Origin of the sequence: Pseudomonas sp. JZ114 (assembly GCF_051027705.1) — a bacterium.
Classification (GTDB): Bacteria; Pseudomonadota; Gammaproteobacteria; order Pseudomonadales; family Pseudomonadaceae; genus Chryseomonas; species Chryseomonas luteola.
In genome coordinates this window covers 2587478-2612114 of sequence record NZ_CP069256.1, presented here as the reverse complement: position 1 = coordinate 2612114, position 24637 = coordinate 2587478, and the positions used below count along the sequence as shown (strand labels likewise).

The following is a 24637-nucleotide window of genomic DNA, read 5'->3' as shown; positions in this document are numbered from 1 at the left end:
AGTCAGGCCAGAAGCAGGGCGGCCAGAAGCAGCACTGCACCACCCACGATGGAGGCAGCATACCAACGCAGGCGGCCGTTCTCTGTAAGGCTCAGCGTGAGGTTACCGGCACGCGCGAGGATCGGGACAATCAGGATCGCCTTGTCGATCGGATCGCTACGCAGCAGTCGGGTAATCGCCAGGTAAGGCTTCACGAAGATCCAGTTGTAGAGCCAGTCGAAGCCCCAGGCGTGATACCACCAGGTACCAAAGAATCGACCCGGAGCACTCTTGGCAAGTGCACTGACAAAGCGACGCTTGCCCAGGAAGAGCAGGGCCGCCAACAGGATGCCGGCCAATGCAATGGCGCCTGAGGCAATTTCCAGACTGTGCTTGGCTTCGCCACCTGCATGGCCAGCCGACTGAGGCAGTACACCCGCCAGCGGTGGTGTGATCCAGGCGCCGATAAAGGTGGACAATACGATCAGTACGATTAGTGGCAAGTGATGTGCGATCCCATGACCACCATGGGCCTCAGTCTTGGCTTCACCGTGGAACACGATAAAGATCAGGCGGAAGGTGTAGATCGAGGTCAGGAAGGCACCTATTAGGCCTGCAATCAGCAGATTCTGATGGCCACTGGCAAAGGCTTCCCAGAGGATCTCGTCTTTTGAGTAGAAGCCAGCCGTAATCAGCGGTAGCGCTGCCAGCGCTGAGCCACCAACCAGGAAGCTTGCATAGGCCAGCGGAATCTTTTTCCAAAGACCGCCCATCTTGAAGATGTTCTGCTCGTGATGACAAGCCAGGATGACAGAGCCGGACGCAAGGAACAGAAGTGCCTTGAAGAACGCATGGGTCATCAGATGGAAGATCGCACCGCTCCAGGCGCCTACACCCAGGGCCAGGAACATGTAGCCGATCTGGCTCATGGTGGAGTACGCGAGGATACGCTTGATGTCGGTTTGTACCAGTGCAGCAAAGCCTGCCAGTACCAGCGTAACCGCACCCACGATACCCACTAGATGCAAAATCGAAGGCGTCAGCTCGAACAATCCATGACAACGGGCGATCAGGTATACGCCGGCAGTCACCATGGTCGCTGCGTGGATCAGCGCCGATACTGGGGTCGGGCCTGCCATCGCATCGGCCAGCCAGGTTTGCAAAGGCAGCTGGGCAGATTTACCTACCGCACCACCCAGCAGCATCAGCGTAGCCAGCATCAGCAGCGGATCGTTCATCGTGAACACATCTGGCGCACGAGTCAGCAGTTCCTGGATATCCAGCGTGCCCAGTGTCATGAACAGGATAAACAGACCGAAGGCCATGAACACGTCGCCCACGCGGGTTACGATAAAGGCCTTGAGTGCGGCGTTACCGTTGGCACGTTCGCTGTAGTAGAACCCGATCAGTAGGTAACTGCACAGGCCTACACCTTCCCAACCAAAGTAGAGGAAGAGCAGGTTATCGCCCAGTACCAGGAACAACATGCTTGCCACGAACAGGTTGGTATAGGCAAAAAAGCGTGCATAGCCTGCTTCACCGCGCATGTACCAGGAGGCAAACAGGTGAATCAGAAAGCCTACACCGGTGACCACACACAGCATGGTTACCGAGAGACCATCCAGGTACAACGCGATGTTGGGTGCAAAGCCATCAACGGTCATCCAGTTCCACAGCACCTGGGTGACAGCGCCGGAAGGCGGCGGGCTGGACAGGAACTGCCAGCTAACCCAGGCGGCTGTAAGAGCAGATAGCCCGATCGAGCCTACTCCAATCAGGGCAGATAGGTTTTCGGACCAGCGGCTACGGGAAAACGCCAGCAGCACAAACCCGATAAGGGGAAAGACGAAGGTAAGAGGTAACAGGTTCATCCGCGCATCTCGCTGGCAGCATCGACATCGAGGGTTTGGAAACGGCGATACAGTTGCAGCAGGATCGCCAAGCCAATACTCGCCTCGGCAGCAGCAAGGCTCAGTACCAGAATGAACATCACTTGACCATCCGGTTGCCCCCAACGGCTTCCACCGACCACAAAAGCCAGGGCGGAAGCATTCATCATGATTTCCAGACTCATCAATATGAACAGGATGTTGCGCCGTACCATCAGGCCAACCAGACCCAGGGCGAACAACGCGCCGGCAAGTGCCAGACCATGTTCCAGAGGTATCGCATTCATAGGTCCATTCCTTAACGAGTTACTCGCCGACGCCTTTGACGTCTTGTTGCCGGCCTAGGTGATAGGCCGCAACCAGCGCAGCCAGGAGCAGCATCGACGCCAGTTCGACCGCTAGCAGATAGGGGCCGAACAGGCTGATACCAACCGCTTTTGCATCAACCGTGGTATGACCGATGCTTGCACCGCCGGGCATTCTGCCCAGCACCAGCAGCAACTCGACCAGCAACGCGATGGAAAGAATCGAAGGGCCAACCCAGATGCCAGGCGTTAACCACTTGCGTTCCTGCTCAACCACGGCAGGGCCGAGGTTGAGCATCATCACGACGAATACGAACAGCACCATGATGGCGCCAGCGTATACGATGACCTCAAGCGCACCGGCGAATGGAGCGCCAAGGCTGAAGAAGGTCATCGAGACCGCTAGCAGCGAGATGATGAGGTAGAGCAGGGCATGTACCGGATTACGGTTGGTAATCACCCTGAACGTGGCCAGTACGGCGACACCGGCAGCGAAATAGAAAGCAAATTCCATCTTTCCGTCCTTACGGCAGCAGGCTCTTGACGTTGATTGGCTCGGCCTCGTTCTTCGCAGCACCCTTAGGTTTGCCCGCAATGGACATACCGGCGACGCGATAGAAGTTGTAGTCCGGGTACTTGCCGGGTCCGGAGATGAGCAGATGCTCCTTCTCGTACACCAGGTTCTGACGCTCGTACTCGCACATCTCAAAGTCCGGTGTCAGCTGGATAGCGGTGGTAGGACAAGCCTCTTCACACATGCCGCAGAAAATGCAGCGGGAGAAGTTGATACGGAAGAACTCCGGATACCAGCGACCGTCTTCTGCTTCGGTTTTCTGCAGGGAAATACAGCCTACCGGGCACGCTACCGCACACAGGTTGCACGCCACGCAGCGCTCCTGCCCATCGGGATCACGGGTCAGGACAATCCGGCCTCGATAACGAGGCGGCAGATAAACCGGCTCCTCGGGGTACTGCAGGGTGTCGCGCTTTCTAAAGGCATGGGAAAAGATCATCAGCACGCTTCGTAGCTGAGTCCATGTGCCATGCACGACATTGACTATTTCTTTGAACATGGCGGCTCTCCTCAGTGAACCACGGCCGGGGTGGCGTTATACAAAACCACCGCACCGGTAACGAGCAGATTGATCAGGGTCAGCGGCAGACACACCTTCCAGCTGAACGCCATCACCTGGTCATAGCGCGGACGTGGGATAGACGCACGCAGCAAAATGAACAGCATGATGAAGAATGCAGTCTTCAGGGCGAACCAGATGAAAGGTGGCAACAGCGGACCATGCCAGCCACCAAAGAACAGCGTGACGAGCAGGGCAGACACCAGCACGATGCCAATGTATTCGCCTACGAAGAACATGCCCCACTTCATGCCGGCATATTCAACGTGGTAACCATCTGCCAGCTCCTGTTCTGCCTCCGGCTGGTCAAAGGGGTGGCGGTGAGTCACCGCAACGCCTGCGATCAGGAAGGTACAAAAGCCGAAAAACTGAGGGATGATGAACCACAAGCCCTGATGCTGCGCTTCAACAATATCTCGCATGTTGAAAGAGCCGGTCACCGCGACGACGCCCATGAGCGAAAGCCCCATGAACACCTCGTAGGAGACGGTTTGGGCTGAAGCGCGCATGCTACCCAGCAAGGCGAACTTATTGTTGCTAGACCAGCCTGCGAACAGCACTGCATAGACTGCAAGGCCAGCCATCGCAAAGAAGAATAGAAGACCAATGTTCAGGTCCGCCACACCCCAGGTAGGTGTGATCGGTACCACGGCAAACGCGATCAGCAAGGCGCTCATCGCAATGACGGGTGCCAGCATGAACGTCGTCTTGTCCGCGAACGGTGGCGTCCAGTCTTCCTTGAAGAACATCTTGATCATGTCGGCGCCCAGCTGGAAGGCACCGAAAGGACCGACACGGTTTGGCCCGTGACGATCCTGCCAAAGGCCAAGCAGACGGCGCTCGACCCAGCTAAGCAGCGCGCCGCAGATAACGACGGCCAACAGGATCACGATGGCCTTCACGACGGCCAGGATAATGGCGATGACGGAAGGGGTTAACCAACTCATTGCGCAGCCTCCTGGACGCGATCGATGGTAAGACCCGCCAGGCGGGCTGGGATGCCTTCAAACCCCACCGGCAAGCCGATCAAGCCAGCAGCCAGACCAGGTTTGACCATCAGCGGCAGGCTCAGCGCCTGACCAGCAACCGTAACGCTGACCTTGGCACCAGGATTGACGCCCAGACGGTCTGCATCAGCTTTTGCAAGCGCGACGTAAACTTCGGGGATACGCTCCTGGAAAGTCTCCGAGCGAGCCGAGGTCTCTTCACTGCCGAACAAATGATGGATCGGTACGGCTTTCCACTGGTTCGCCTGAGCGGAATAGGCTGCCGGAATGGCGTTGAACCAGCTCAGGCGATCGCCAGAAGACTCAATCAGACGAATACCAGGATCGCCCGCACGCAGATGTCCGCCTACCTCGTCCTGGAACTTGTTCCAGGCTTGCGGCGAGTTCCAGCCAGGAGACCAGGCAAATGCGATCTGCTGACGGGGTTCGGCGCTGCCGTAATAGCCTTCCATGGAGAAGGCGAAGGCAGAGTCTATATCCTGTGGCGTACGCGGCTCGTGAACGCTGATATTGGCGCGCATTGCAGTACGACCGCTGTAACGGTGAGGCTCACGGGAAAGCTTCTGGCCCTTGATACGGAAGGACGCGCTGGGCGCTGCATCCCGAATGCCAGCCAGGCTTGGATGGCTTGCTGCACAGGCTTCAGTAACCTGGTCCAGCTGCGTCCAGTCCACGGCCTTGCCCTGCAAGGTGCTATGCAGTGCATGTAGCCAACGCCAGCCTTCACGAATCAGACTGCTCGGATCGTAATAAGTAGGCTCGTACACCTGGAAGAAACGCTGGGCACGGCCCTCCTGGCTTACCAGGGTGCCATCACCTTCCGCAAAGCTTGCGGCTGGCAGGATCAGGTCGGCACGCTCTGCCGTAGCTGTACGCTGATGGTCCAGTACGATCAACGTTTTGGCTGCCTTGAGTGCTTCTTCTACGCGTGCAGAGTCGGCGCGACGGAACAGGTCGTTTTCCAGCACGACCAGCGCGTCGGCTTTACCCGCTGTCAGCGCGTCGAACGCATCATCTACCGACTCGCCGCCAAAAATGGCCAGGCCCATGCTGTTGGCTTCGGGAACGACAAGGCTCAGCGAGCCGTTCTTTTCCTTCAGCGCCAGTGCCTTGGCAATGTTGGCAGCAGCCTCGATCAGCGCGCGTGATCCCAGTGAAGTACCCGAGATAATGAGCGGACGCTTGGCATTGAGCAGGGTGTCGGCCACCAACTTGACCTGCTGCGCTACTTCATCGCTCAGACCTTCTACTGCCGGAGCGGAAGCGTCGAGAGCGTTGGCCAGTGCAAAGCCGAAGCGAGCCAGATCTTCCGGCGCACCGTGGATAGTCTGCGCAGCGATGTCATCCAGACGTGTCTCAGCCAGGCTGGCCAGAAACACGGGGTTTTTGCTGGACTGCCCGATGGTCTGGACAGCCGCCTTGTGCCACTCAGGAATACGAGCTGCCGCTGCAATATCGGTTGCCTTGCCTTTGGCTGCCTGACGGACTGCCAGGGCGACACGGGCTGCGGTCTGGGTCAGGTCTTCGCCTAGCACCAGCACAGCGTCATGGTGCTCGATGTCGCGGATGGTGGGTACAGGAAGAGGGCTGTTACGCAAGACATCCAATACAAGGCGGACATGTTCAAGCTCATGCTTGGCCATGCCGCTGTAATAGTTTTCTGCACCTACCAGTTCACGTAGTGCATAGTTGCTTTCCAGGCTGGCACGGGGAGAGCCGATACCGATTACCCTGCGCCCACGCAATAGCTCGGCAGCCTTATCCAGTGCAGCATCTACCCCTGCGTTGAGCGAGCCGTTACGCAGCAGCGCCTGGCGAGGGCGATCCTTGCGGTTCACATAGCCATACCCGAAGCGGCCACGGTCGCACAGGAAATAATGGTTAACCGAGCCGTTGTAACGGTTCTCGATACGACGAAGCTCGCCATAGCGCTCACCGGGGCTGATGTTGCAACCAGACGAGCAGCCATGACAGATGCTTGGTGCAAACTGCATGTCCCACTTGCGGTTGTAGCGCTCGGAGTGGGTCTTATCGGTAAAGACGCCGGTTGGGCAGACTTCAGTTAGGTTTCCGGAAAACTCGCTTTCCAGCGTGCCTTCCTCGACGCGGCCAAAATACACATTGTCGTGGGCGCCATAAACGCCCAGATCAGTGCCGCCCGCGTAATCCTTGTAATAGCGCACGCAGCGGTAGCAGGCGATACAGCGGTTCATCTCATGGGAAATGAACGGGCCCAGGTCCTGGTTCTGGTGGGTGCGCTTGGTGAAGCGATAACGGCGCTTGTTATGACCTGTCATCACGGTCATGTCTTGCAAGTGGCAATGACCGCCTTCCTCACAAACCGGGCAGTCGTGCGGATGGTTGGTCATCAGCCATTCAATGACACTACTGCGGAAGTCTTTGGCTTCCTGGTCATCAATGGATATATAGGTCTTGTCCGTCGAAGGCGTCATGCAGGACATGACGAGGCGACCACGGGTGTCGTTCTCATCAGCAAACTGCTTGACCGCACACTGTCGGCAGGCACCGACGCTACCGAGCGCCGGGTGCCAGCAGAAATAGGGAATATCGAGACCGAGGGACAGGCAAGCCTCCAGGAGGTTGTCCGCACCGTCGACTTCGTACTCTTTGCCGTCTACGTGGATAGTGGCCATGGTTCTTCAGTCTTCGTTTGCCGGGGGACCTGGACAGGCTTTAGCCTCTCCATAGCCTTACCGCGGCGTGGCTATTGGAATCACGGTGTCGCCGTCTTTACACATGCGTTCAGGCGGCGACAGTGGCCAGCTCAGCGAGCCGGCACACAAATCAAATGACTGTTTCTACAACGGAAGGCTGGGGCTCGCTGGGAGCCTTCTTCACGCCCGCCTCGAATTCGCTGCGGAAATACTTGATTGCGCTGGCCAGTGGCTCGACCGCACCAGGGGCATGAGCACAGAACGTTTTGCCTGGGCCAAGGAAGGTGCATAGCTGCAGTAGCGTCTCGATATCGCCGCTTTGACCTTCGCCTTTTTCCAGCGCGCGCAAGAGCTTGACGCTCCATGGCAGACCGTCGCGGCAGGGCGTACACCAGCCACAGGACTCACGGGCAAAGAACTCTTCCATGTTGCGCAGCAGCGAAACCATATTAACGGTATGGTCTACCGCCATGGCGAGGCCGGTACCCATACGGGTACCCACTTTGGCGATACCGCCAGCAAACATAGGTGCCGAAAGATGCTCCGGCAGCAGAAAGCCCGTGCCTGCACCACCTGGCTGCCAGGCCTTCAGGGTATAGCCTTCGCGCATACCACCAGCATAGTCTTCGAATAGCTCTTGAGCGGGTATGCCAAACGGCAACTCCCACACCCCGGGATTCTTGACCTTGCCGGAGAAGCCCATGAGTTTTGTACCCATGTCTTCGCTTCCCTCGCGCGCCAATGATTTGTACCAATCGACGCCATTGGCGACGATGGCTGGCACGTTGCACAGGGTTTCGACATTATTTACGCAAGTTGGCTTGCCCCAGACGCCAACAGCAGCAGGGAAAGGCGGTTTGGAACGTGGGTTGGCCCGGCGGCCTTCAAGCGAATTGATCAGGGCGGTTTCTTCACCGCAGATGTAGCGGCCTGCACCGGTGTGAACAAACAGCTCGAAGTCAAAGCCACTGCCAAAGATGTTTTTGCCAAGGTAGCCAGCGGCCTTGGCTTCCTCGATGGCGCGATTCAGGTTGCGTGCGGCATCGACATACTCACCACGAAGAAAGATATAACCGCGGTAGGCCTTCAAGGCCCGTGCGCTGATGATCATGCCTTCTACCAGGAGGTGCGGCAGCTGCTCCATGAGCAGGCGGTCCTTCCAGGTGTTAGGTTCCATTTCGTCAGCATTGCACAGCAGATAACGAATGTTCAGACTTTCATCAGCAGGCATCAGGCCCCATTTGACGCCAGTCGGGAAACCCGCACCACCGCGGCCCTTGAGGCCCGAGTCCTTGACAGTCTGAACGATATCCGTAGATGCCATGTCAGCCAGCGCCTTGCGCGCAGCGCTATAGCCGTCTTTGGACGTATATTCCTCAAGCCAGACCGGCGCGGCATCGTCACGCAGACGCCAGGTAAGCGGGTGAGTTTCAGGTGTACGAGCGATTTTGTTCGCAGGACCCACGGAGGTAAGCGTCATACATAACCCTCCAGCAATTTGGCGACACCGGACGGCTGGATATTGCCGTAAGTGTCCTCATCGATCATCAGGGCAGGGGCTTTGTCGCAGTTGCCAAGGCAGCATGTCGGGAGCAGGGTAAAGCGACCATCAGCGGTCGTCTGGCCCAGGCCGATACCTAATTGCTCCTGGATCTGTCCCAGTACGGATTCATGGCCACCGATATAGCAGACCATGCTGTCGCAGACGCGGATGATATGACGGCCGACGGGCTGACGAAAAATCTGGCTATAGAAGGTAGCTACGCCTTCCACATCGCTTGCAGGAATGCCGAGGATTTCACCGATGGCATAGATAGCGCCATCCGGGACCCAGCCACGTTCCGTTTGAACGATTTTCAGTGCTTCGATAGATGCCGCACGGGCATCCTCGTAGTGATGCATTTCATGTTCGATGGCAGAGCGTTCGGTTTCACTCAGCTCGAAACGATCAGTTTGAATCAGTGTACTCATGATCAGCGGTCCACATCGGCCATGACGAAATCGATACTGCCCAGGTAGGCGATCAGGTCCGCCACCATGCTGCCTCGGATCACCGAGGGGATCTGTTGCAGATGCGGGAAGCTGGGCGTACGAATGCGAGTCCGGTAGCTCATGGTGCTGCCATCGCTCGTCAGGTAATAACTGTTCAACCCTTTGGTCGCCTCGATTATCTGCATGGATTCGTTGGCCGGCATGACCGGTCCCCAGGAAACTTGCAGGAAGTGAGTGATCAGGGTCTCGATGTGTTGCAGCGTGCGCTCTTTAGGCGGCGGCGTCGTCAGCGGATGGTCTGCCTTGAAGGGGCCTTCAGGCATGTTCTTCAGACACTGATCGATAATGCGCAGGCTCTGACGCATCTCTTCGATACGGACCAGGCAACGATCATAGGCATCGCCGTTGTGCGCGATAGGGACTTCGAATTCGAAGTTCTGATAACCCGAATAAGGCCGTGCCTTGCGCATGTCGAAGTTCAGGCCGGTGGCTCTCAAGTTCGGACCGGTTACGCCCCAGCGCAACGCCTCTTCAGTGTTGTAATGGGCTACACCTACGGTACGACCTTTTAGGATACTGTTCCGAATGGCTGATTTTTCGTATTCATCCAGACGTTTGGGTAGCCAGTCAACGAACTCCTTGACCAGCTTGTCCCATCCTCGAGGCAGGTCATGGGCCACACCGCCAATACGGAACCATGCTGGGTGCATCCGGAAGCCGGTAATGGCTTCTACCACCTTGTAGGCGCGCTGACGATCCGTAAAGGCGAAGAAGACCGGGGTCATGGCGCCCACGTCCTGAATATAGGTACCCAGGAACAGGAGATGACTCATGATGCGGAAGTATTCACACATCATGATTCGAATCACCTCAACCCGTGCAGGGACTGTAATTCCGGCAAGCTTTTCAACGGCCAGTACGTAGGGGAGGTTGTTCATGACACCGCCCAGGTAGTCAACCCGGTCGGTATAAGGAATGTAACTGTGCCAGGATTGACGTTCGCCAGTTTTCTCGGCTGCGCGGTGGTGATAGCCGATCTCGGGAACGCAGTCGACAATTTCTTCGCCGTCCAGCTGAAGAATGATACGGAAGGCACCGTGGGCGGACGGGTGGTTCGGACCCAGGTTCAGGAACATGAAGTCAGACGTGTCGCTCTGCTGCTTCATGCCCCATTCTTCAGGCTTGAAGCGCAGGGTTTCCTGCTCCAGATCCTGCTTCGCCGCATTCAGGGCGTAGGGGTCGAATTCCGTCGCGCGGGCTGGATAGTCCTTGCGCAGCGGGTGGCCTTGCCAGCTGTCAGGCATCAGCATCCGCTTGAGCAGGGGATGGCCGTCGAACCGGATGCCGAACATGTCCCAGACTTCACGCTCGTACCAGTTAGCGTTCGGCCAGATATCAGTCACGGTGGGCAAGGTCAGGTCGTTCATCGACAGCGCGACCTTGATCATCACATCGCTATTCCGCTCGATGGACATCAACTGATAGAACACAGTGAAGTCGGCCGGCGGCAGGCCGCGGCGCTGGGTACGCAGCCGTTCATCCATGCCGTGCAGGTCGTACAGCATGACGTACGGACGCGGCAGGTTACGCAGGTAGGTCAGTACTTCTTTAAGCTTTTCACGGGGCACCCACACTACGGGCATGCCCGTACGAGTGGTTTGAACAGTTAGCGCATCCGCGCTAAAGCGTGCCTTGAGTTCACCCACCACGCCTTCATCTTGGGCAGCGTGCAGGGGTGCGGACAGAACAGTGTCTGCAGTCATGATTATCCGTCGCTATCGGTCAACGTCACGTGTGAGCCTGAGGGCTCACACTTCGTCGGGGCTGCGCAGGTTGGTTACCTGAATACGCTGTTCGCGTCGCTGCTCTCGTTGGGCTGGCATTTCGGCACGATAAATACCTTGCTCACCAACAACCCATGAGAGTGGACGACGCTCTTCGCCAATCGAGTCCTGCAAGAGCATCAAGCCTTGGAGGAATGCCTCGGGGCGAGGAGGGCAGCCCGGAATATAGACGTCTACAGGCAGGAACTTGTCCACGCCCTGGACTACCGAGTACACGTCGTACATACCACCGGAATTAGCGCAGGCGCCCATTGAGATGACCCACTTGGGTTCGAGCATCTGTTCGTACAGACGCTGAATGACCGGAGCCATCTTTATAAAGCAGGTACCTGCCACCACCATGAAATCCGCTTGGCGCGGTGAGGCCCGGATAACTTCAGCACCAAAGCGGGCGATATCGTGCGGCGCGGTAAACGCTGTGGTCATTTCCACATAGCAGCACGAAAGACCGAAGTTGTAAGGCCAGAGGGAGTTCTTGCGCCCCCAGTTGACGGTGTTGTGCAGGACGTCATCGAGTTTGCCCATAAAGATGTTCTTATGGACTTGCCCTTCAGTCGGATCGGAAACGGTTTCCCGTGTCCCGGCCGGATAGCGTTCTACGACCGCATCGGGATCGATCCTGGTAAGTTTGTATTGCATCGCCAAAGCCTCATTGTTTTAGCTTCGCCTGCCGCTTACGGCGGCCTTCAGGAGCCCAGTCGAGCGCCCCGATCCGCCATAGGTAAACAAGACCCGCCAACAGAATTGCTATGAAAACTGTAACTTCGATGAATCCAGCCCATCCTGACTCACGGACGGATACGGACCATGCGAAGAGAAAGAGCGCTTCGACGTCAAAGATCACGAACAGCATCGCGACCAGATAGAATTTAGCGGAGAGGCGCAGTCGCGCTCCACCGGTAGGAACGATACCCGACTCGAAGGGATCGTTTTTACTACGGCCAACAGCACGGCTGCCTAGCAGGCTGGAAACGCCGAGCATGAATCCTATAAGACCGACTACACCCAAAAGGAAAATCGCAAAGCTCCAATTGTGAGCTAGAAGACCGGTCGTATCAGGCATGCTCATGGTCCTTATCGTTTTTGCTAGTAAAAATCCTGCCTCATCCTGCGACATGACGTCGCAAGCGGCGGTGGAATTCTATTCCTGAATAACGCGTGTGTAAAATTTTTGACGAAAAAAGATTTGTTTAAATGATTTCCGTCAATCGTATTCAAGTAAAGTGGATTAAATCTTTGTTTATTAAGATTTATTCTCAACTAAATTCGCTGTTTGGACGCTCTAATAATTGAGTGATTTAGTTGGTTTTATACGTGCAAATCGCTCTTGTTATTAGCGTAGCAGGCTCACTCCCAATTGCTAGAAGTATTGTTCTTTATAAATAAGCTGCGTAAGTTGAGCGTTTTAATATGAAGGGTCCAGGTAGTATCTTATTGATATCACCTGGATTCGAATATGTCAGATGAAGCGTGTTGTGAAGTGCAGTCAGCGCATGGACGCTAATGAGATATGTGCGTCTTGAAGGTTGATACGCCAGGGTGTTTTTTATTCGAGAAGGTCTACCTTAACCCTGAGTTGAGTATCCTGACTGCCCCGAGTTGAATATTCATACAGAATTCCGTCTTCAGAGCGTGAAGCATTCTGTGAAAAACCGCTCAGCGTAATCCATTCACCTAGCCGGCCGCTGACGCGGGTGCTGGTGGATTGAGTATTGATAGTGTTGGGCTGATTTCTGTCCAGGCTGTTGTTGCCGCCATCTATTGTCAAATGTACAAGATTGCCTGTAAGGCTGGCAGTAACGTAAAAGCCACGGTTGAGATCGCGATACTCAGTACGGGTATAAGGGCGACCGTAAGGGTCGATTTCAGTGGTGGAAATAGGCACGCTTTGACCAATCTTGACCAAGGCAGGGGAGCCTTCCGTTGCCTGTACCTGCTGTGTGCCGTCTTGCTGTGTGCCGGTGCTGTTACTGATGATGCGAACCTGCGTGTCTGGATGATTACCCAGTCGTCCGTTAACCGAGTAACCCTGCTCATCGCCCTCATCTGCATCGCGTGTATCGACAGTAATCAAAAGGCGATGCGGCTCTGTATCCAATTGAGATAACAGGCTTTTGATTTCAGTGATTTTGTTCGACTCAGCATTAACGATGAGTTGATTGCCATAGGTACTGACTTTGCCTTCTGAGCCCAAAGTGGATTGCACGATAGGCAGCAGTTCATCGGCGGTTCTGTAATTAAGGGGAATCACTTCAGTACGAGGTGCCGCCTGTGCTGCGAAAGCAGTCATCAGCATGGACAGAAATAAGGCCAAGTACGCGCGATAGGGCTTCATAACACCATGCTTCTCACGTTAGGGTCCGATTGGCTGGTTTGCCAGATGCTGTCGAATCGGCTCTGTTGCAAGCGAACAGTGGCTCTCGCGTTGTAATAGGCCGTACCGGTATATAGCTGTGGGTTGTTGCGAATCACCAGGCCCTGATCGTCTATCAGTACGTAAGCGGTGTCGTCTGCCGGATAATCAGGCGAGCGCCTGCGAATTAAAAAGTTACTGGTCAGGCGTCGTGCCAGATTGATGAGTCGATGGCTCTGACGTACAGCTTGGCCTGAGTCCTTGAGCAGTACACGCAGGCGATTGCGAGGGTGCGCCAGTAAAAAACGTGTAATGGCGTGCTCTACATCGCTGCGGTTGTATAGCTGTGGTTCAAAGTCTGGACTATAGATACAGATGCTGCGTCGTGCCTGGGAAAGCAATTCAACGATATGGAGAGCAGCAGCATCAGGAGTCTCGAAGCGCATCTCACGCTTTTCATCGGCTGCTACGGTCTCTGTTTGCTCCAGCGTAGAGTGTCTGGTCATGTCGACATGGGCGATACCCGCCTCCAGATATTCATCACTGGTGACAGTAAACCCCAAGCGCTGATAAAACGGAATGGCCTGGATTTGTGCGCTCAAAACCTGACGATGTAATCCGCGTCGCTCGGCCTCGGATATCACTGCATGCATGATGGTTGAGCCAACATTGAGGCCCCGCCAATCGCGTAAAACCGCAACGCGACCTATGCGGCCATCCTCCAGTAGGCGAGCAGTGCCTACTGGATAAAGACCCTCTTGAGCCAGAAAGTGTATGGCATGCTCATCTTCCGAGTCCCATTCCATTTCTGGCGGTACAGCCTGCTCTTGGACAAATACGGTTTCTCGTATATGTCTCAGGGCCTCGTTGTCACGCTTCCAGTCTGCGACGCGGATAGAGAGATCACTCATCAGCAAATACCAGGCTGCCTTGTTCAATGAGTTCGCGTATCAGTTCCCGGCCGGCTTCATCCTTTAGCCAGTTGCCCAGGTTTTCTTGATGCAATGCGTCAGCTGAGCATACCAGCGCAAGCAAGGGTTGAAGGTGGCCGGAAAGTAATCTGCTTTGACCGCTCGCGAAAATCATCACATCGTCGCCCATTTGTGACCAGGCCAGTCGTGCGCTGGGGTTGCGTATAAGGCAGGCGCCATCTTCCAGAGCTTGGACCAGATCACCTTCTAGAAGAGACTCGCCGCTGATCAGCTCAGGGTAGCGTGGCTCGGTCATGTATTGGCCAAACCAGGCCAATAGCATCCGCTCATCATTGATGTGTTCTTGTATAAGGGCTTTAAGGCGATCTACAGCGTCTTGCTTGATCTGGCCAGAGTCTGCTGCCTGCACAGGTTCAGTGCCTGCATCACTATAGCGCTCTTCTTCCGGAATGAACTGAGTCAAAAAGTCGGTGAAGTGCGTCAAGACCTCTGAGGTACTGGGTGCGCGAAAACCTATCGAATAGGTCATGCACTCATCCTCGGCAATGCCATCATGGGCAAGCTGAGGGGGTAGATACAACATGTCGCCGGGTTCCAACACCCATTCATCGGTCTGCTCAAATTCCGCCAGGATCTTGATGTCCGGGTTGTCCTGTAAAGGACTTTCACTGGTGCAACGCTGACCGATCTTCCAGCGACGTCGACCATAACCTTGCAAAAGGAATACATCGTAGTTGTCGTAGTGGGGACCAACGCCGCCGCCTGGTGCTGCATAGCTGATCATGACGTCGTCGATGCGCCAGCTTGGCAGGAATTTGAATGGCTCGACCAATTCGGCTACTTCAGGAACGAACTGGTCAACCGCTTGAACGAGCAGTGTCCACTCACGCTCAGGCAGGGTAGAAAAGTCTTCTTCCTTGAAGGGACCTTGGCGTAGCTGCCATAGGCCTTGTTCTCCGGGCGCGATGATGCGTGATTCAACTTCTTCCTCAAGGGCGAGGCCAGCCAGTTCGTCAGGGGATAGCGGTGTTTCGAAATCCGGGATGGCCTGACGGATCAACAGGGGTTTGCGCTGCCAATAGTCGCGCAGGAATTCTCGAGCCGTCAGGCCGCCCAACAGTTGCAAAGGAGTGTCTGCGTTCATGTCTGTCTCTGAAATAAAAAAGCCCGGCGCAGCCGGGCATAAGAATAGGCTCGGTATTCAAATACGCTTGGCTTGCTCTATAGCATTACCAATATAGTTGGCAGGCGTCAGCGCCTTGAGTTCTGCCTTGGCCTCTGCAGGAATGTCCAACCCTTCAATAAAAGTTTGCAGGGCTTCGGCGCTGATGCCTTTGCCGCGGGTCAATTCCTTGAGCTTTTCATACGGATTAGCTACGCCGTAACGACGCATGACGGTTTGAACCGGCTCGGCCAAGACTTCCCAGCAGTTGTCCAGATCGTCAGCGATACGCTGCGCATTCAGCTCCAGCTTGCTGATGCCCTTGAGCGTGGCTTCATAGGCAATAACACTATGGGCGAAGCCGACACCCAGATTACGAAGCACCGTCGAGTCGGTCAGGTCGCGCTGCCAGCGAGAGATAGGCAACTTGCTGGCAAGGTGCTGCAGAAGCGCATTGGCAATACCAAGGTTGCCTTCGGAGTTCTCGAAGTCGATCGGATTGACCTTATGTGGCATGGTCGAAGAACCGATTTCGCCCGCAACGGTTTTCTGCTTGAAGTAGCCTAGCGAAATATAGCCCCAGATATCCCGATCAAAATCGATCAGGATGGTGTTGAAGCGAGCAATGGCATCGAACAGTTCCGCAATATAGTCATGCGGCTCGATTTGCGTAGTGTAGGGGTTCCAGGTAAGACCCAGGTCATTCTCGACGAAGGCTTGTGCGTTCGCCTCCCAATTGATTTGGGAATAGGCCGACAGGTGTGCGTTGTAGTTACCTACGGCGCCGTTGATCTTGCCAAGCAGCTCGATACCAGCAATCTGCTTGATCTGGCGATCCAGGCGATACACCACGTTGGCCAGTTCCTTACCCAGTGTAGTAGGGGAGGCTGGCTGTCCGTGAGTGCGCGACAGCATCGGGACGTCGGCAAAACGGTGTGCCAGCTCGCGGATGGCGCCCGAAATGTTACGCATCAGTGGTAATAGAACGGTATCACGACCTTCGCGAAGCATGAGTGCATGAGAAAGGTTATTGATATCTTCTGATGTGCAGGCGAAGTGGATGAATTCGCTGACGGCATTGAGCTCAGGCAGTGCTGCAGCCTGCTCTTTCAGCAGATACTCAATAGCCTTGACGTCGTGGTTGGTCGTGCGCTCGATTTCCTTTACCCGTTCTGCCTGCTCCAGGCTAAAACTGGTTACCAGCTTTTCCAGAATCTCATTGGCCTGCGTGGAGAAAGGTGCTACTTCGGGGATGGCATCATGCGAGGCCAGACGCTGGAGCCAGCGAACTTCAACCATGGCGCGGAAACGGATCAGACCGTATTCGCTGAAAATCGGGCGCAGGGCTTGGGTTTTGCTGGCATAGCGGCCGTCAATAGGCGAAACCGCGGTAAGCGAGGAAAGCTGCATGGGGCATTCTCGACAGTCAATGAGAGGAAAAAGGCGCGATAGCATACACCAAAGCGCCATGTTTGGCTGAGCGCGAGCGAGATGGCTGATCAGCTGTTTAGGAGAGGATAGAGCTCATCAAGCATCTTGCGTCGACTAAAGACCATCTGCCAGCGGTGTCCGCCGAGTTGTCGCCAGAGACGGGCAGAACGAATGCCGGCCAATAGCAATGCTCTAACCTTGGCAGCGTTGGCTGGTATCTGTAGGTAACGCATCTCGCCATGCACCTGAATACGCTGGCGAAATGTACTCAGTGTGTCTTCATAGATACTGCCAAAGCTGGCAATGACGTTTTCATGCGTCAAACCAAAGTGTTGAACCTGCTGCTGCACCTGATCAAGGCGCTTGCCAATCAGTTCCAGCATATCTTCGCGCCGGTCTAGCCGTCGTTCCAGAGCAATCATCGACAAGGCGTATTTAAGAGGCTCTCGCTGCAGGCTTGAGGGGTTGCGCTCCAAGGCGCTGGACAACGCCCTCATGCCATCGCGCAGGTCGATACTGTCCCCGCCATAGACCTCAAGCGTGGTTTGTGGGTTTGTAACCAGCAGGCTGCCCAACATGCAGGCCAGTGGCGCCTCGCTGATCTGTCCCGTCTTGGCCAGGCGATCGACTAGAAACGCGGCCTCGAAGACAGCACCCAGTGCTACCAGTTGCTCATGTATCGACGTCATGCTGCAGGGCTCTCCCTATATGCAGGCTCAGCGTCTTCGATAACACCACCGCCCAGGCAAATCTCTCCATCATAGAAAACGACAGATTGACCTGGGGTGACAGCCCTTTGTGGCGCTTCAAAGACAGCACGATAACCGGTGGCTGTTCTTTCAAGGCGGCAGGCCTGATCCTGCTGGCGATACCGTACTTTGGCTTTCAGCTTGAGAGGGGACGTCAAATCGACCGGGTTGACCCAGTAAATAGTGTTGACGGTCAACGCCTGAGAATACAGCCAGGGGTGTTCGTTACCCTGACCAACGATCAGAACGTTACGCTTCAGGTCTTTGCTCAGGACGTACCATGGGTCATCTCCGGAATCCTTCATGCCACCGATGCCCAGCCCCTGCCGCTGACCAATGGTGTGATACATCAGCCCATGATGTTTGCCGATGATCTTGCCTTCGGTGGTTTCGATATTGCCGGGCTGAGCGGGCAGGTACTGCTTGAGGAAATCGGCAAAGCGGCGCTCGCCGATAAAGCAGATACCGGTAGAGTCTTTTTTTCGTGCTGTGGCCAGTCCGTATTTTTCGGCAATCGCGCGAACTTCGGGCTTTTCCAGTTCGCCTACGGGGAACAATGTCTTGGCCAGCTGTTCGCCACCCACCGCGTGGAGGAAATAGCTCTGGTCCTTGTTGGGATCCAGGCCTTTTAATAGCTGGGTCTGGTCGTTTTCGTCCCGACGGCGAACATAATGACCCGTGGCGATAAGATCGCCCCCCAGCACTAAGGCGTAGTCAAGAAATGCCTTGAACTTAATTTCCCGGTTACACAGGATGTCTGGATTGGGCGTTCGGCCTGCCTTGTACTCTTCCAGGAAGTGTTCGAAGACGTTATCCCAATATTCGGCTGCGAAGTTGGCCGTGTGCAGCTTGATACCAAGCCGGTCGCACACTGCCTGGGCGTCAGCTAGGTCTTCTTTGGCTGTACAGTATTCAGTGCCGTCATCCTCTTCCCAGTTTTTCATGAAGAGGCCTTCGACCTGGTATCCCTGTTCCTTCAGGAGCAGCGCTGAAACAGAGGAGTCCACTCCGCCTGACATGCCGACAATGACGCGTGTTGAAGAGGGCGTATGCATATGCAGAAGTATTCAGGAAAAAGCACAGTTTAACAGGGTAGGGCAGGGCGCGGCGACTTAGAGACGGATCACTTCCAAGGGGAAGGAGCCAGTGCTGAGATAATCATCAACGCAGCGCAGGACCAACTCACTGCGCCAGGAGGCCTCATTTGCAATCAGCTCCTCTCGTGTCATCCACTTAGGACCGATAATGCCCTCGTCGAGTGGGTGCTCGGGTAGGTGGCGAAGCGGGCGTGCTGAAAAGCAGACGCGCTGGTAGGTCACGCCGTTGCTGGGAGCGGTATACAAATAAATGCCTGTGACACCTGTAAGCTCAACCTCCCAACCGGTTTCTTCGAGGGTTTCTCTACGGGCGGCGTCGAGCAGGCTTTCATTGGCCTCAAGGTGCCCGGCCGGCTGGTTGAGACGTGGCTGGCCATCAATCAGTTCTTCAGTAAACAAAAAACGTCCCTGATCTTCAATAACGGTTGCGACGGTGATATGGGGTTCCCATTTCATAAGAGGCCCTGTTTTCAGTGAAGCATAGAGGTAAAGGCTGAAAGCAGAACCCCGGCACTGGGCCGGGGTTCTGTAAGCACTAGCGTGTCATATTAGGACAGCGTGGCCAGGGCTTCGTTGAGGGTCGCGCTTGGGCGCATTGCCTTGCTGGCAAGTTCTGCGCTCGGGTGGTAATAACCCCCAATATCCACAGGCTTGCCCTGTACTTCGTTCAATTCGGCAACGATCTTGGCTTCATTGTCGGCAAGCTGCTTGGCCAGCTTGGAAAACTTCGCCTGCAGTTCGCCATCCTCGGTTTGCTCAGCCAGTGCCTGAGCCCAGTAAAGGGCTAGGTAGAAGTGGCTGCCACGGTTGTCCAGTTCGCCTACCTTGCGTGAAGGTGACTTGTTGCTGTCCAGGAACTTACCGTTGGCCTGGTCCAGTGTCTTAGCGAACAGGCGGGCCTTGGCATTATTGGTCGCATGGCCGTAGTGATCCAGCGATTCGGAGAGCGCCAGGAACTCACCTAGAGAGTCCCAACGGAGATGGTTTTCCTGTACGAACTGCTGAACGTGCTTGGGTGCAGAGCCGCCCGCGCCAGTCTCGAACAGACCGCCACCGTTCATGAGCGGAACGATGGACAGCATCTTGGCACTGGTACCAAGCTCCATGATGGGGAACAGGTCGGTCAGGTAGTCACGCAACACGTTACCGGTAACGGAAATCGTGTCCTTGCCTGCACGGATGCGCTCAAGGGACAGGCGAGTTGCCTTAACCGGAGAGAGGATCTGGATGTCCAGGCCAGCGGTGTCGTGATCTTTCAGGTAGGTCTGTACCTTTTTGATCAATTGGGCATCATGGGCGCGTGCAGGATCCAGCCAGAACACTGCCGGGGTGTTGCTGGCACGTGCGCGGTTAACTGCCAGTTTTACCCAGTCGCGGACCGGAGCATCCTTGGTCTGGCACATGCGCCAGATATCACCTGCCTCGACAGTATGCTCAAGAAGAACATTGCCGTTGGTGTCAGTAACACGAACCACGCCGTCAGCGGGGATCTTGAACGTCTTGTCGTGGGAGCCGTATTCCTCGGCCTTCTGAGCCATCAGACCTACGTTAGGTACGCTACCCATGGTAGCCGGATCGAAAGCGCCGTTTTGCTTGCAGTCTTCGATAACCGCTTGATAGACACCGGCATAGCAGCGATCAGGGATCATGGCCAGGGTATCGTACAGCTTGCCATCGGCGCCCCACATCTTGCCTGATTCACGAATCATGGCGGGCATGGAGGCATCGACAATCACATCGCTTGGAACGTGCAGGTTGGTAATACCCTTGTCAGAGTTCACCATGGCCAACTGGGGGCGCTGCTCGTAAACGGCTTTGATATCCGCTTCGATTTCTGCCTGCTTGTCTTCCGGCAAGGTTTTGATCTTGGCGTACAGATCACCAATACCATTGTTTAAGTCAACACCCAGCTGACTCAGTGTGTCAGCATGCTTTTTGAGCGCATCAGCATAAAACACCGAAACTACGTGACCAAACATGATGGGGTCAGAGACCTTCATCATGGTTGCCTTGAGGTGCAGGGACAACAGAACGTCGCTGTTCTTTGCGTCAGCAATGGCGGCTTCGATAAAGCTGGCCAGAGCCTTCTTGCTCATGACTGATGCATCGATCAGCTCGCCAGCTGTTACGGATGTTTTTTCCTTCAGTACCTGCGTGCTGCCATCGTTAGTGGTCAGCTCGATCTTGACCGTGCCTGATGCTTCGATCAGCGCAGACTTTTCGCTGCCGTAGAAGTCGCCCTCATTCATGTGCGCGACCTTGGTCTTGGAGTCTGCGCTCCAGGCACCCATTTTATGGGGATGCTTTTTGGCGTAGTTCTTGACGGAAAGAGGTGCGCGGCGGTCAGAGTTACCCTCGCGGAGAACCGGGTTAACAGCGCTGCCTTTGATCTTGTCGTAGCGAGATTTGACGTCTTTTTCCGTGTCGTCTTTTGGCTCGTCCGGGTAGTTCGGTAGTGTGTAGCCTTGATCCTGAAGTTCCTTGATAGCTGCTTTCAGCTGAGGAACCGAGGCGCTGATGTTAGGCAGCTTGATGATGTTGGCTTCGGGAGTAGTAGCCAGTTGGCCCAGTTCAGCCAAGTGGTCAGAAATCTTTTGGTCTTCGCTTAGATATTCAGGAAAAGTAGCGATGATGCGGCCAGCTAGAGAGATGTCGCGGGTTTCAACAGCAATGCCTGATGATTCGGTAAACGCTTTGACGATAGGAAGCAGGGAATAGGTGGCAAGGGCAGGTGCTTCGTCTGTAAGCGTATAGATGATCTTCGACGTTGTAGACATTTGTTACGTTAACCTCTCTGTATCATAGCGATTGCGCCTATTTGAATGGCACCGAACCAGCTAGTTCACCGACAAGGCACCGGTAGACGCAGATGAAAACGCGAGATTTGAGAACAATTCCGGGCACTTGAGCAGGCCAGAAAGGTTTGCCGTTAACGACGCGCCGGGTTTCAAGCCTGCACACACTGAGGCAGGCCCACCGGACCCGTCCCGGATTGATCTCGGGCTTCTAGGGCCCAAAAATCGTCACGGAGTATATCAGCTAGGGAGGTCTTTCGCATTGCCAGGTTTGTTTGAATAACTACACAAATCTTTATAAGTGAAGTGATTATCTTTCAAATGTTTATTTTCTGAACAATTGGCTCTTTGAAATAGCGTAGTTCCTGCTTGGGACTTGGCTAATCCATTGGTTTTAATAAATTAGTTTTTAAACGAATAAAGTCTTTTAACTGCTGCGTAATAAAAAGCCCCGAGCAAGTCGGGGCTTTTTTATTTGATTTAGCGCTGTTGGCGCAGTAGCGCCTCTATACGCTCCTCCAGAGGAGGGTGGCTCATGAACAGACCGGCAAAGCCATGGCCCTTGCTGCTCTTGATTCCAAAAGCGGTCAGAGTGTCTGGCATTTGTCCTTGAATGTTCTGTTCCGCACGCAAGCGCTGTAATGCAGAAACCATTGCATTTGTACCTGCTAGGCGTGCACCTGCTTCGTCGGCACGGAATTCGCGAAATCGCGAGAACCACATGACGATGATAGTCGCCAGGATGCCCAGAACCAGTTCAGCGACGATACTGGTAATGTAATAGGCGGGCCCATGACCTTCCTCTGTCTTGAAGACGGCCTTGTCGATGAAATTGCCGAATATGCGAGCAAAGAACATGACGAAGGTGTTCACGACGCCTTGGATCAGGCTCAGTGTCACCATGTCGCCGTTGGCTACGTGACCAATCTCGTGCGCCAGAACGGCGCGCACTTCTTCAGGTGAGAAGCGCTCAAGCAAACCCTGGCTTACCGCAACCAGTGCATCATTCTTGTTCCAGCCCGTTGCAAAGGCATTCGCTTCATAGGCAGGAAAGATGCCGACCTCAGGCATCCGGATGCCCGCCTCGCGAGACAGATCCTCAACAGTTTGCAGTAGCCATTGCTCGTGACGAGTTCGGGGCTGACTGATGATTTCGGTTCCGGTGCTCATCTTGGCCATCCACTTGGAAATGAATAGCGAGAATAGCGAGCCGGCAAAACCGAAGACGGCACAGAAAATCAGAAGACTTCCGTAGTTCTGGCCTGTAAAACGATCTACTCCCAGCACTTTAAGCGTAATGCTGGCGATCAGCAGTACGGCCAAGTTGGTGCCAAGGAACAGCAGAATTCGCATCATGGTGTAAAGCTTCTCCTAACAACCGGAAGACTATTTCCTAGCGGCGTATATAAGGTCCGGTTGTTAGGGTTTCAATCAATCGACTATTTCAAACTATGTCGTTTTGTTGGCAGGCCTGAGTAAAAGACGCGTCAACAGCACCACTCGTTCGCTATCGCTTTCTGCCAGAGCGTCCCGTAGATGCTGGGCTAGGGTAGAACGTTGGCGTCTCACGCTAGGCGGAAGCGCTTCTGCTTCCTTGAGTAAATGGGCGTGACTCGCTGAAAGACGTAGAAACGCTTTTTCGGTCAGGATGGCTTGGTCAAGTGCATCATAACCAAGGTTAGTGGTGTAGCGCAGATAGTCCTCTTCAGCCAGCCAGAGCAGCGCGCTGAAGCAGCTCTGATGTCTAACACTGGGAAGCCCGAACTGGTCGGGCTCCTCTCGTCCAATCAGATCTTCGACATAGAGCGTCGCCTTGCGTGGAAAGCTTTGATAAAGCGCCAGCAGGCCTTTCGCTGCATCCTTGTAGAAGTCTTCGATATGGAGGTCCATGGGACTACTGCCGGTAATGTTTGAGGAAATTGCCAATTCGGCCAATAGCCTGTTCAAGGTCATCCACGCGTGGCAGGGTCACTACACGGAAGTGGTCAGGCCAAGGCCAGTTGAAGGCGGTGCCTTGAACGATAAGCAGTTTTTCCGAAAGCAGAAGATCCAGAACAAACTTTTCATCATTGTGGATTGGGCAAACCTTTGGATCGATCCTGGGGAAGGCATATAGCGCCCCCATAGGCTTTACGCAGCTTACGCCAGGGATGTCGTTCAATAGCGCCCAGGCACGGTTGCGCTGTTCCAATAAGCGCCCGTTGGGCAGTACCAGGTCATTGATGCTCTGGTAACCGCCCAGGGCGGTCTGAATGGCATGCTGGCTGGGCACGTTTGCACATAGGCGCATGTTGGCAAGGATATCAAGCCCTTCGATATAGCTCTGAGCTTTATGTTTAGGACCGGAAATGGCAACCCAGCCCGAACGGAAGCCTGCCACGCGGTAGGATTTCGACAGGCCGTTAAACGTCAGGCACAGGACATCGGGCGCAAGCGAAGCCGTTGAAATATGCACTGCTTCGTCGTACAGGATCTTGTCATAGATCTCGTCCGAAAAAATGACAAGGTTATGCTGGCGCGCCAGCTCCACGATATCTTCCAGCACCTCTTTGGAGTACACGGCACCCGTAGGATTGTTCGGGTTGATCAGCACCAGGGCCTTGGTATTGGAGGTGATTTTGCTGGCCATGTCTGAAAGGTCCGGAAACCAGTCCGACTGCTCATCGCATAGGTAGTGGACAGGTTTGCCGCCCGCCAGGCTGACAGCTGCAGTCCAGAGGGGATAATCTGGCGCCGGGATTAGAACCTCATCACCGTTGTTGAGCAGGGCCTGCATGGCCATGACGATCAGCTCGGATACACCGTTACCCAAATAGATGTCTTCAATGCCAACGCCCTCTACCTGCTTTTGCTGGTAGTACTGCATGACTGCCTTGCGCGCGCTGAACAGGCCCTTGGAATCGCTGTAACCTTGTGCGGTAGGCAGGTTGCGGATCACATCCTGAAGGATTTCTTCAGGTGCTTCGAAACCGAACGGTGCGGGGTTGCCAATGTTGAGTTTGAGGATGCGGTGGCCTTCCTCCTCCAGACGCTTGGCATGCTTTAACACTGGCCCACGAATGTCATAGCAGACGTTGGCTAGCTTGTTCGATTTACTGACCTGCATGTGTAACGGATCCCGGTTGGTAATAGCGAAGAGCGACCTGCGAAAGGTGCATGGTCGATGTCTGACTGTAGGTAGGCGTGCCTATCGGCTTGGCAGCGCCCTCAACGAGTGACAGACTGGAAGCAGATCATACGACTGCCCCTGCGTTTTCAAAAGAGACAGATGGGGCCTTTTCCATGGCGGAGGTG

The 24637-nt window shown here is 55.0% G+C and carries 21 protein-coding genes and 1 pseudogene; all 22 read right to left on the bottom strand.

Going from position 1 to position 24637, the window contains the following annotated elements; all coding sequences use genetic code 11:
• Positions 1–2 precede the first annotated feature (2 nt).
• Positions 3–1850, bottom strand: a complete 1848-nt coding sequence (gene nuoL, locus JQR90_RS12210) for an NADH-quinone oxidoreductase subunit L (protein WP_150347060.1) — start codon at positions 1848–1850, stop codon at positions 3–5.
• Positions 1847–2155, bottom strand: a complete 309-nt coding sequence (gene nuoK / locus JQR90_RS12205) for an NADH-quinone oxidoreductase subunit NuoK (RefSeq protein WP_010794911.1) — start codon at positions 2153–2155, stop codon at positions 1847–1849. Before nuoK ends, nuoL begins: the two co-directional genes overlap by 4 nt.
• Positions 2156–2174: 19 nt before the next feature.
• The gene (nuoJ, locus tag JQR90_RS12200) at positions 2175–2687 is read right to left on the bottom strand and encodes an NADH-quinone oxidoreductase subunit J (protein WP_010794910.1); all 513 of its coding nucleotides are present in this window, start codon (positions 2685–2687) and stop codon (positions 2175–2177) included.
• Positions 2688–2697: 10 nt separating this feature from the next.
• A complete protein-coding gene (gene nuoI, locus JQR90_RS12195) occupies positions 2698–3246 on the bottom strand; it encodes an NADH-quinone oxidoreductase subunit NuoI (RefSeq protein ID WP_010794909.1) in 549 nt (182 codons plus the stop codon).
• Positions 3247–3257: 11 nt separating this feature from the next.
• Positions 3258–4253: an NADH-quinone oxidoreductase subunit NuoH gene (gene nuoH / locus JQR90_RS12190; protein WP_074823903.1), complete on the bottom strand. Its 996-nt coding sequence runs from the start codon at positions 4251–4253 to the stop codon at positions 3258–3260.
• Positions 4250–6967 (bottom strand): NADH-quinone oxidoreductase subunit NuoG, encoded by a 2718-nt coding sequence (nuoG, locus tag JQR90_RS12185; protein ID WP_074823906.1) that lies wholly within the window; start codon positions 6965–6967, stop codon positions 4250–4252. Before nuoG ends, nuoH begins: the two co-directional genes overlap by 4 nt.
• A gap of 151 nt (positions 6968–7118) precedes the next feature.
• Positions 7119–8468: an NADH-quinone oxidoreductase subunit NuoF gene (gene nuoF / locus JQR90_RS12180; protein ID WP_019365789.1), complete on the bottom strand. Its 1350-nt coding sequence runs from the start codon at positions 8466–8468 to the stop codon at positions 7119–7121.
• Complete coding sequence (gene nuoE / locus JQR90_RS12175; protein WP_173869050.1) at positions 8465–8965, bottom strand: NADH-quinone oxidoreductase subunit NuoE; 501 nt, start codon at positions 8963–8965, stop codon at positions 8465–8467. The genes nuoF and nuoE overlap by 4 nt, the downstream gene beginning before the upstream one ends.
• Positions 8962–10743, bottom strand: a complete 1782-nt coding sequence (nuoC, locus tag JQR90_RS12170) for an NADH-quinone oxidoreductase subunit C/D (RefSeq protein WP_010794904.1) — start codon at positions 10741–10743, stop codon at positions 8962–8964. The genes nuoE and nuoC overlap by 4 nt, the downstream gene beginning before the upstream one ends.
• A 45-nt stretch (positions 10744–10788) precedes the next feature.
• Positions 10789–11463 (bottom strand): NuoB/complex I 20 kDa subunit family protein, encoded by a 675-nt coding sequence (locus JQR90_RS12165; RefSeq protein ID WP_010794903.1) that lies wholly within the window; start codon positions 11461–11463, stop codon positions 10789–10791.
• A 10-nt stretch (positions 11464–11473) separates the two neighbouring features.
• A complete protein-coding gene (locus JQR90_RS12160) occupies positions 11474–11887 on the bottom strand; it encodes an NADH-quinone oxidoreductase subunit A (protein WP_010794902.1) in 414 nt (137 codons plus the stop codon).
• A 483-nt stretch (positions 11888–12370) separates the two neighbouring features.
• Positions 12371–13159 carry a secretin N-terminal domain-containing protein gene (locus JQR90_RS12155; RefSeq protein ID WP_019365792.1) on the bottom strand — a complete coding sequence of 263 codons (789 nt, stop codon included), beginning with the start codon at positions 13157–13159 and terminating at the stop codon, positions 12371–12373.
• A 509-nt stretch (positions 13160–13668) separates the two neighbouring features.
• A pseudogene (locus JQR90_RS12150) lies at positions 13669–14088 on the bottom strand (GNAT family N-acetyltransferase); the annotation flags it as partial.
• Positions 14081–15253, bottom strand: a complete 1173-nt coding sequence (locus tag JQR90_RS12145) for a JmjC domain-containing protein (RefSeq protein ID WP_434140029.1) — start codon at positions 15251–15253, stop codon at positions 14081–14083. The pseudogene JQR90_RS12150 and the gene JQR90_RS12145, both read right to left, overlap by 8 nt.
• Positions 15254–15310: 57 nt before the next feature.
• Positions 15311–16681, bottom strand: a complete 1371-nt coding sequence (gene purB, locus JQR90_RS12140; protein ID WP_074823921.1) for an adenylosuccinate lyase — start codon at positions 16679–16681, stop codon at positions 15311–15313.
• Between the two features lie 89 nt (positions 16682–16770).
• A complete protein-coding gene (gene hflD, locus JQR90_RS12135) occupies positions 16771–17391 on the bottom strand; it encodes a high frequency lysogenization protein HflD (RefSeq protein ID WP_125888303.1) in 621 nt (206 codons plus the stop codon).
• Positions 17388–18506 carry a tRNA 2-thiouridine(34) synthase MnmA gene (mnmA, locus tag JQR90_RS12130; protein WP_434140028.1) on the bottom strand — a complete coding sequence of 373 codons (1119 nt, stop codon included), beginning with the start codon at positions 18504–18506 and terminating at the stop codon, positions 17388–17390. Before mnmA ends, hflD begins: the two co-directional genes overlap by 4 nt.
• Positions 18507–18563: 57 nt before the next feature.
• On the bottom strand, positions 18564–19004 hold the full coding sequence (locus JQR90_RS12125) for an NUDIX hydrolase (protein WP_286787643.1): 441 nt from the start codon (positions 19002–19004) through the stop codon (positions 18564–18566).
• Between the two features lie 92 nt (positions 19005–19096).
• Positions 19097–21325 (bottom strand): NADP-dependent isocitrate dehydrogenase, encoded by a 2229-nt coding sequence (locus tag JQR90_RS12120; protein WP_434140027.1) that lies wholly within the window; start codon positions 21323–21325, stop codon positions 19097–19099.
• A 498-nt stretch (positions 21326–21823) separates the two neighbouring features.
• Positions 21824–22699, bottom strand: coding sequence for a protease HtpX (gene htpX / locus JQR90_RS12115; protein ID WP_010794893.1), 876 nt, complete (start codon positions 22697–22699; stop codon positions 21824–21826).
• A 93-nt stretch (positions 22700–22792) separates the two neighbouring features.
• On the bottom strand, positions 22793–23233 hold the full coding sequence (locus JQR90_RS12110; RefSeq protein ID WP_010794892.1) for a hypothetical protein: 441 nt from the start codon (positions 23231–23233) through the stop codon (positions 22793–22795).
• A 4-nt stretch (positions 23234–23237) separates the two neighbouring features.
• A complete protein-coding gene (locus JQR90_RS12105; RefSeq protein WP_010794891.1) occupies positions 23238–24449 on the bottom strand; it encodes a pyridoxal phosphate-dependent aminotransferase in 1212 nt (403 codons plus the stop codon).
• Positions 24450–24637 lie beyond the last annotated feature (188 nt).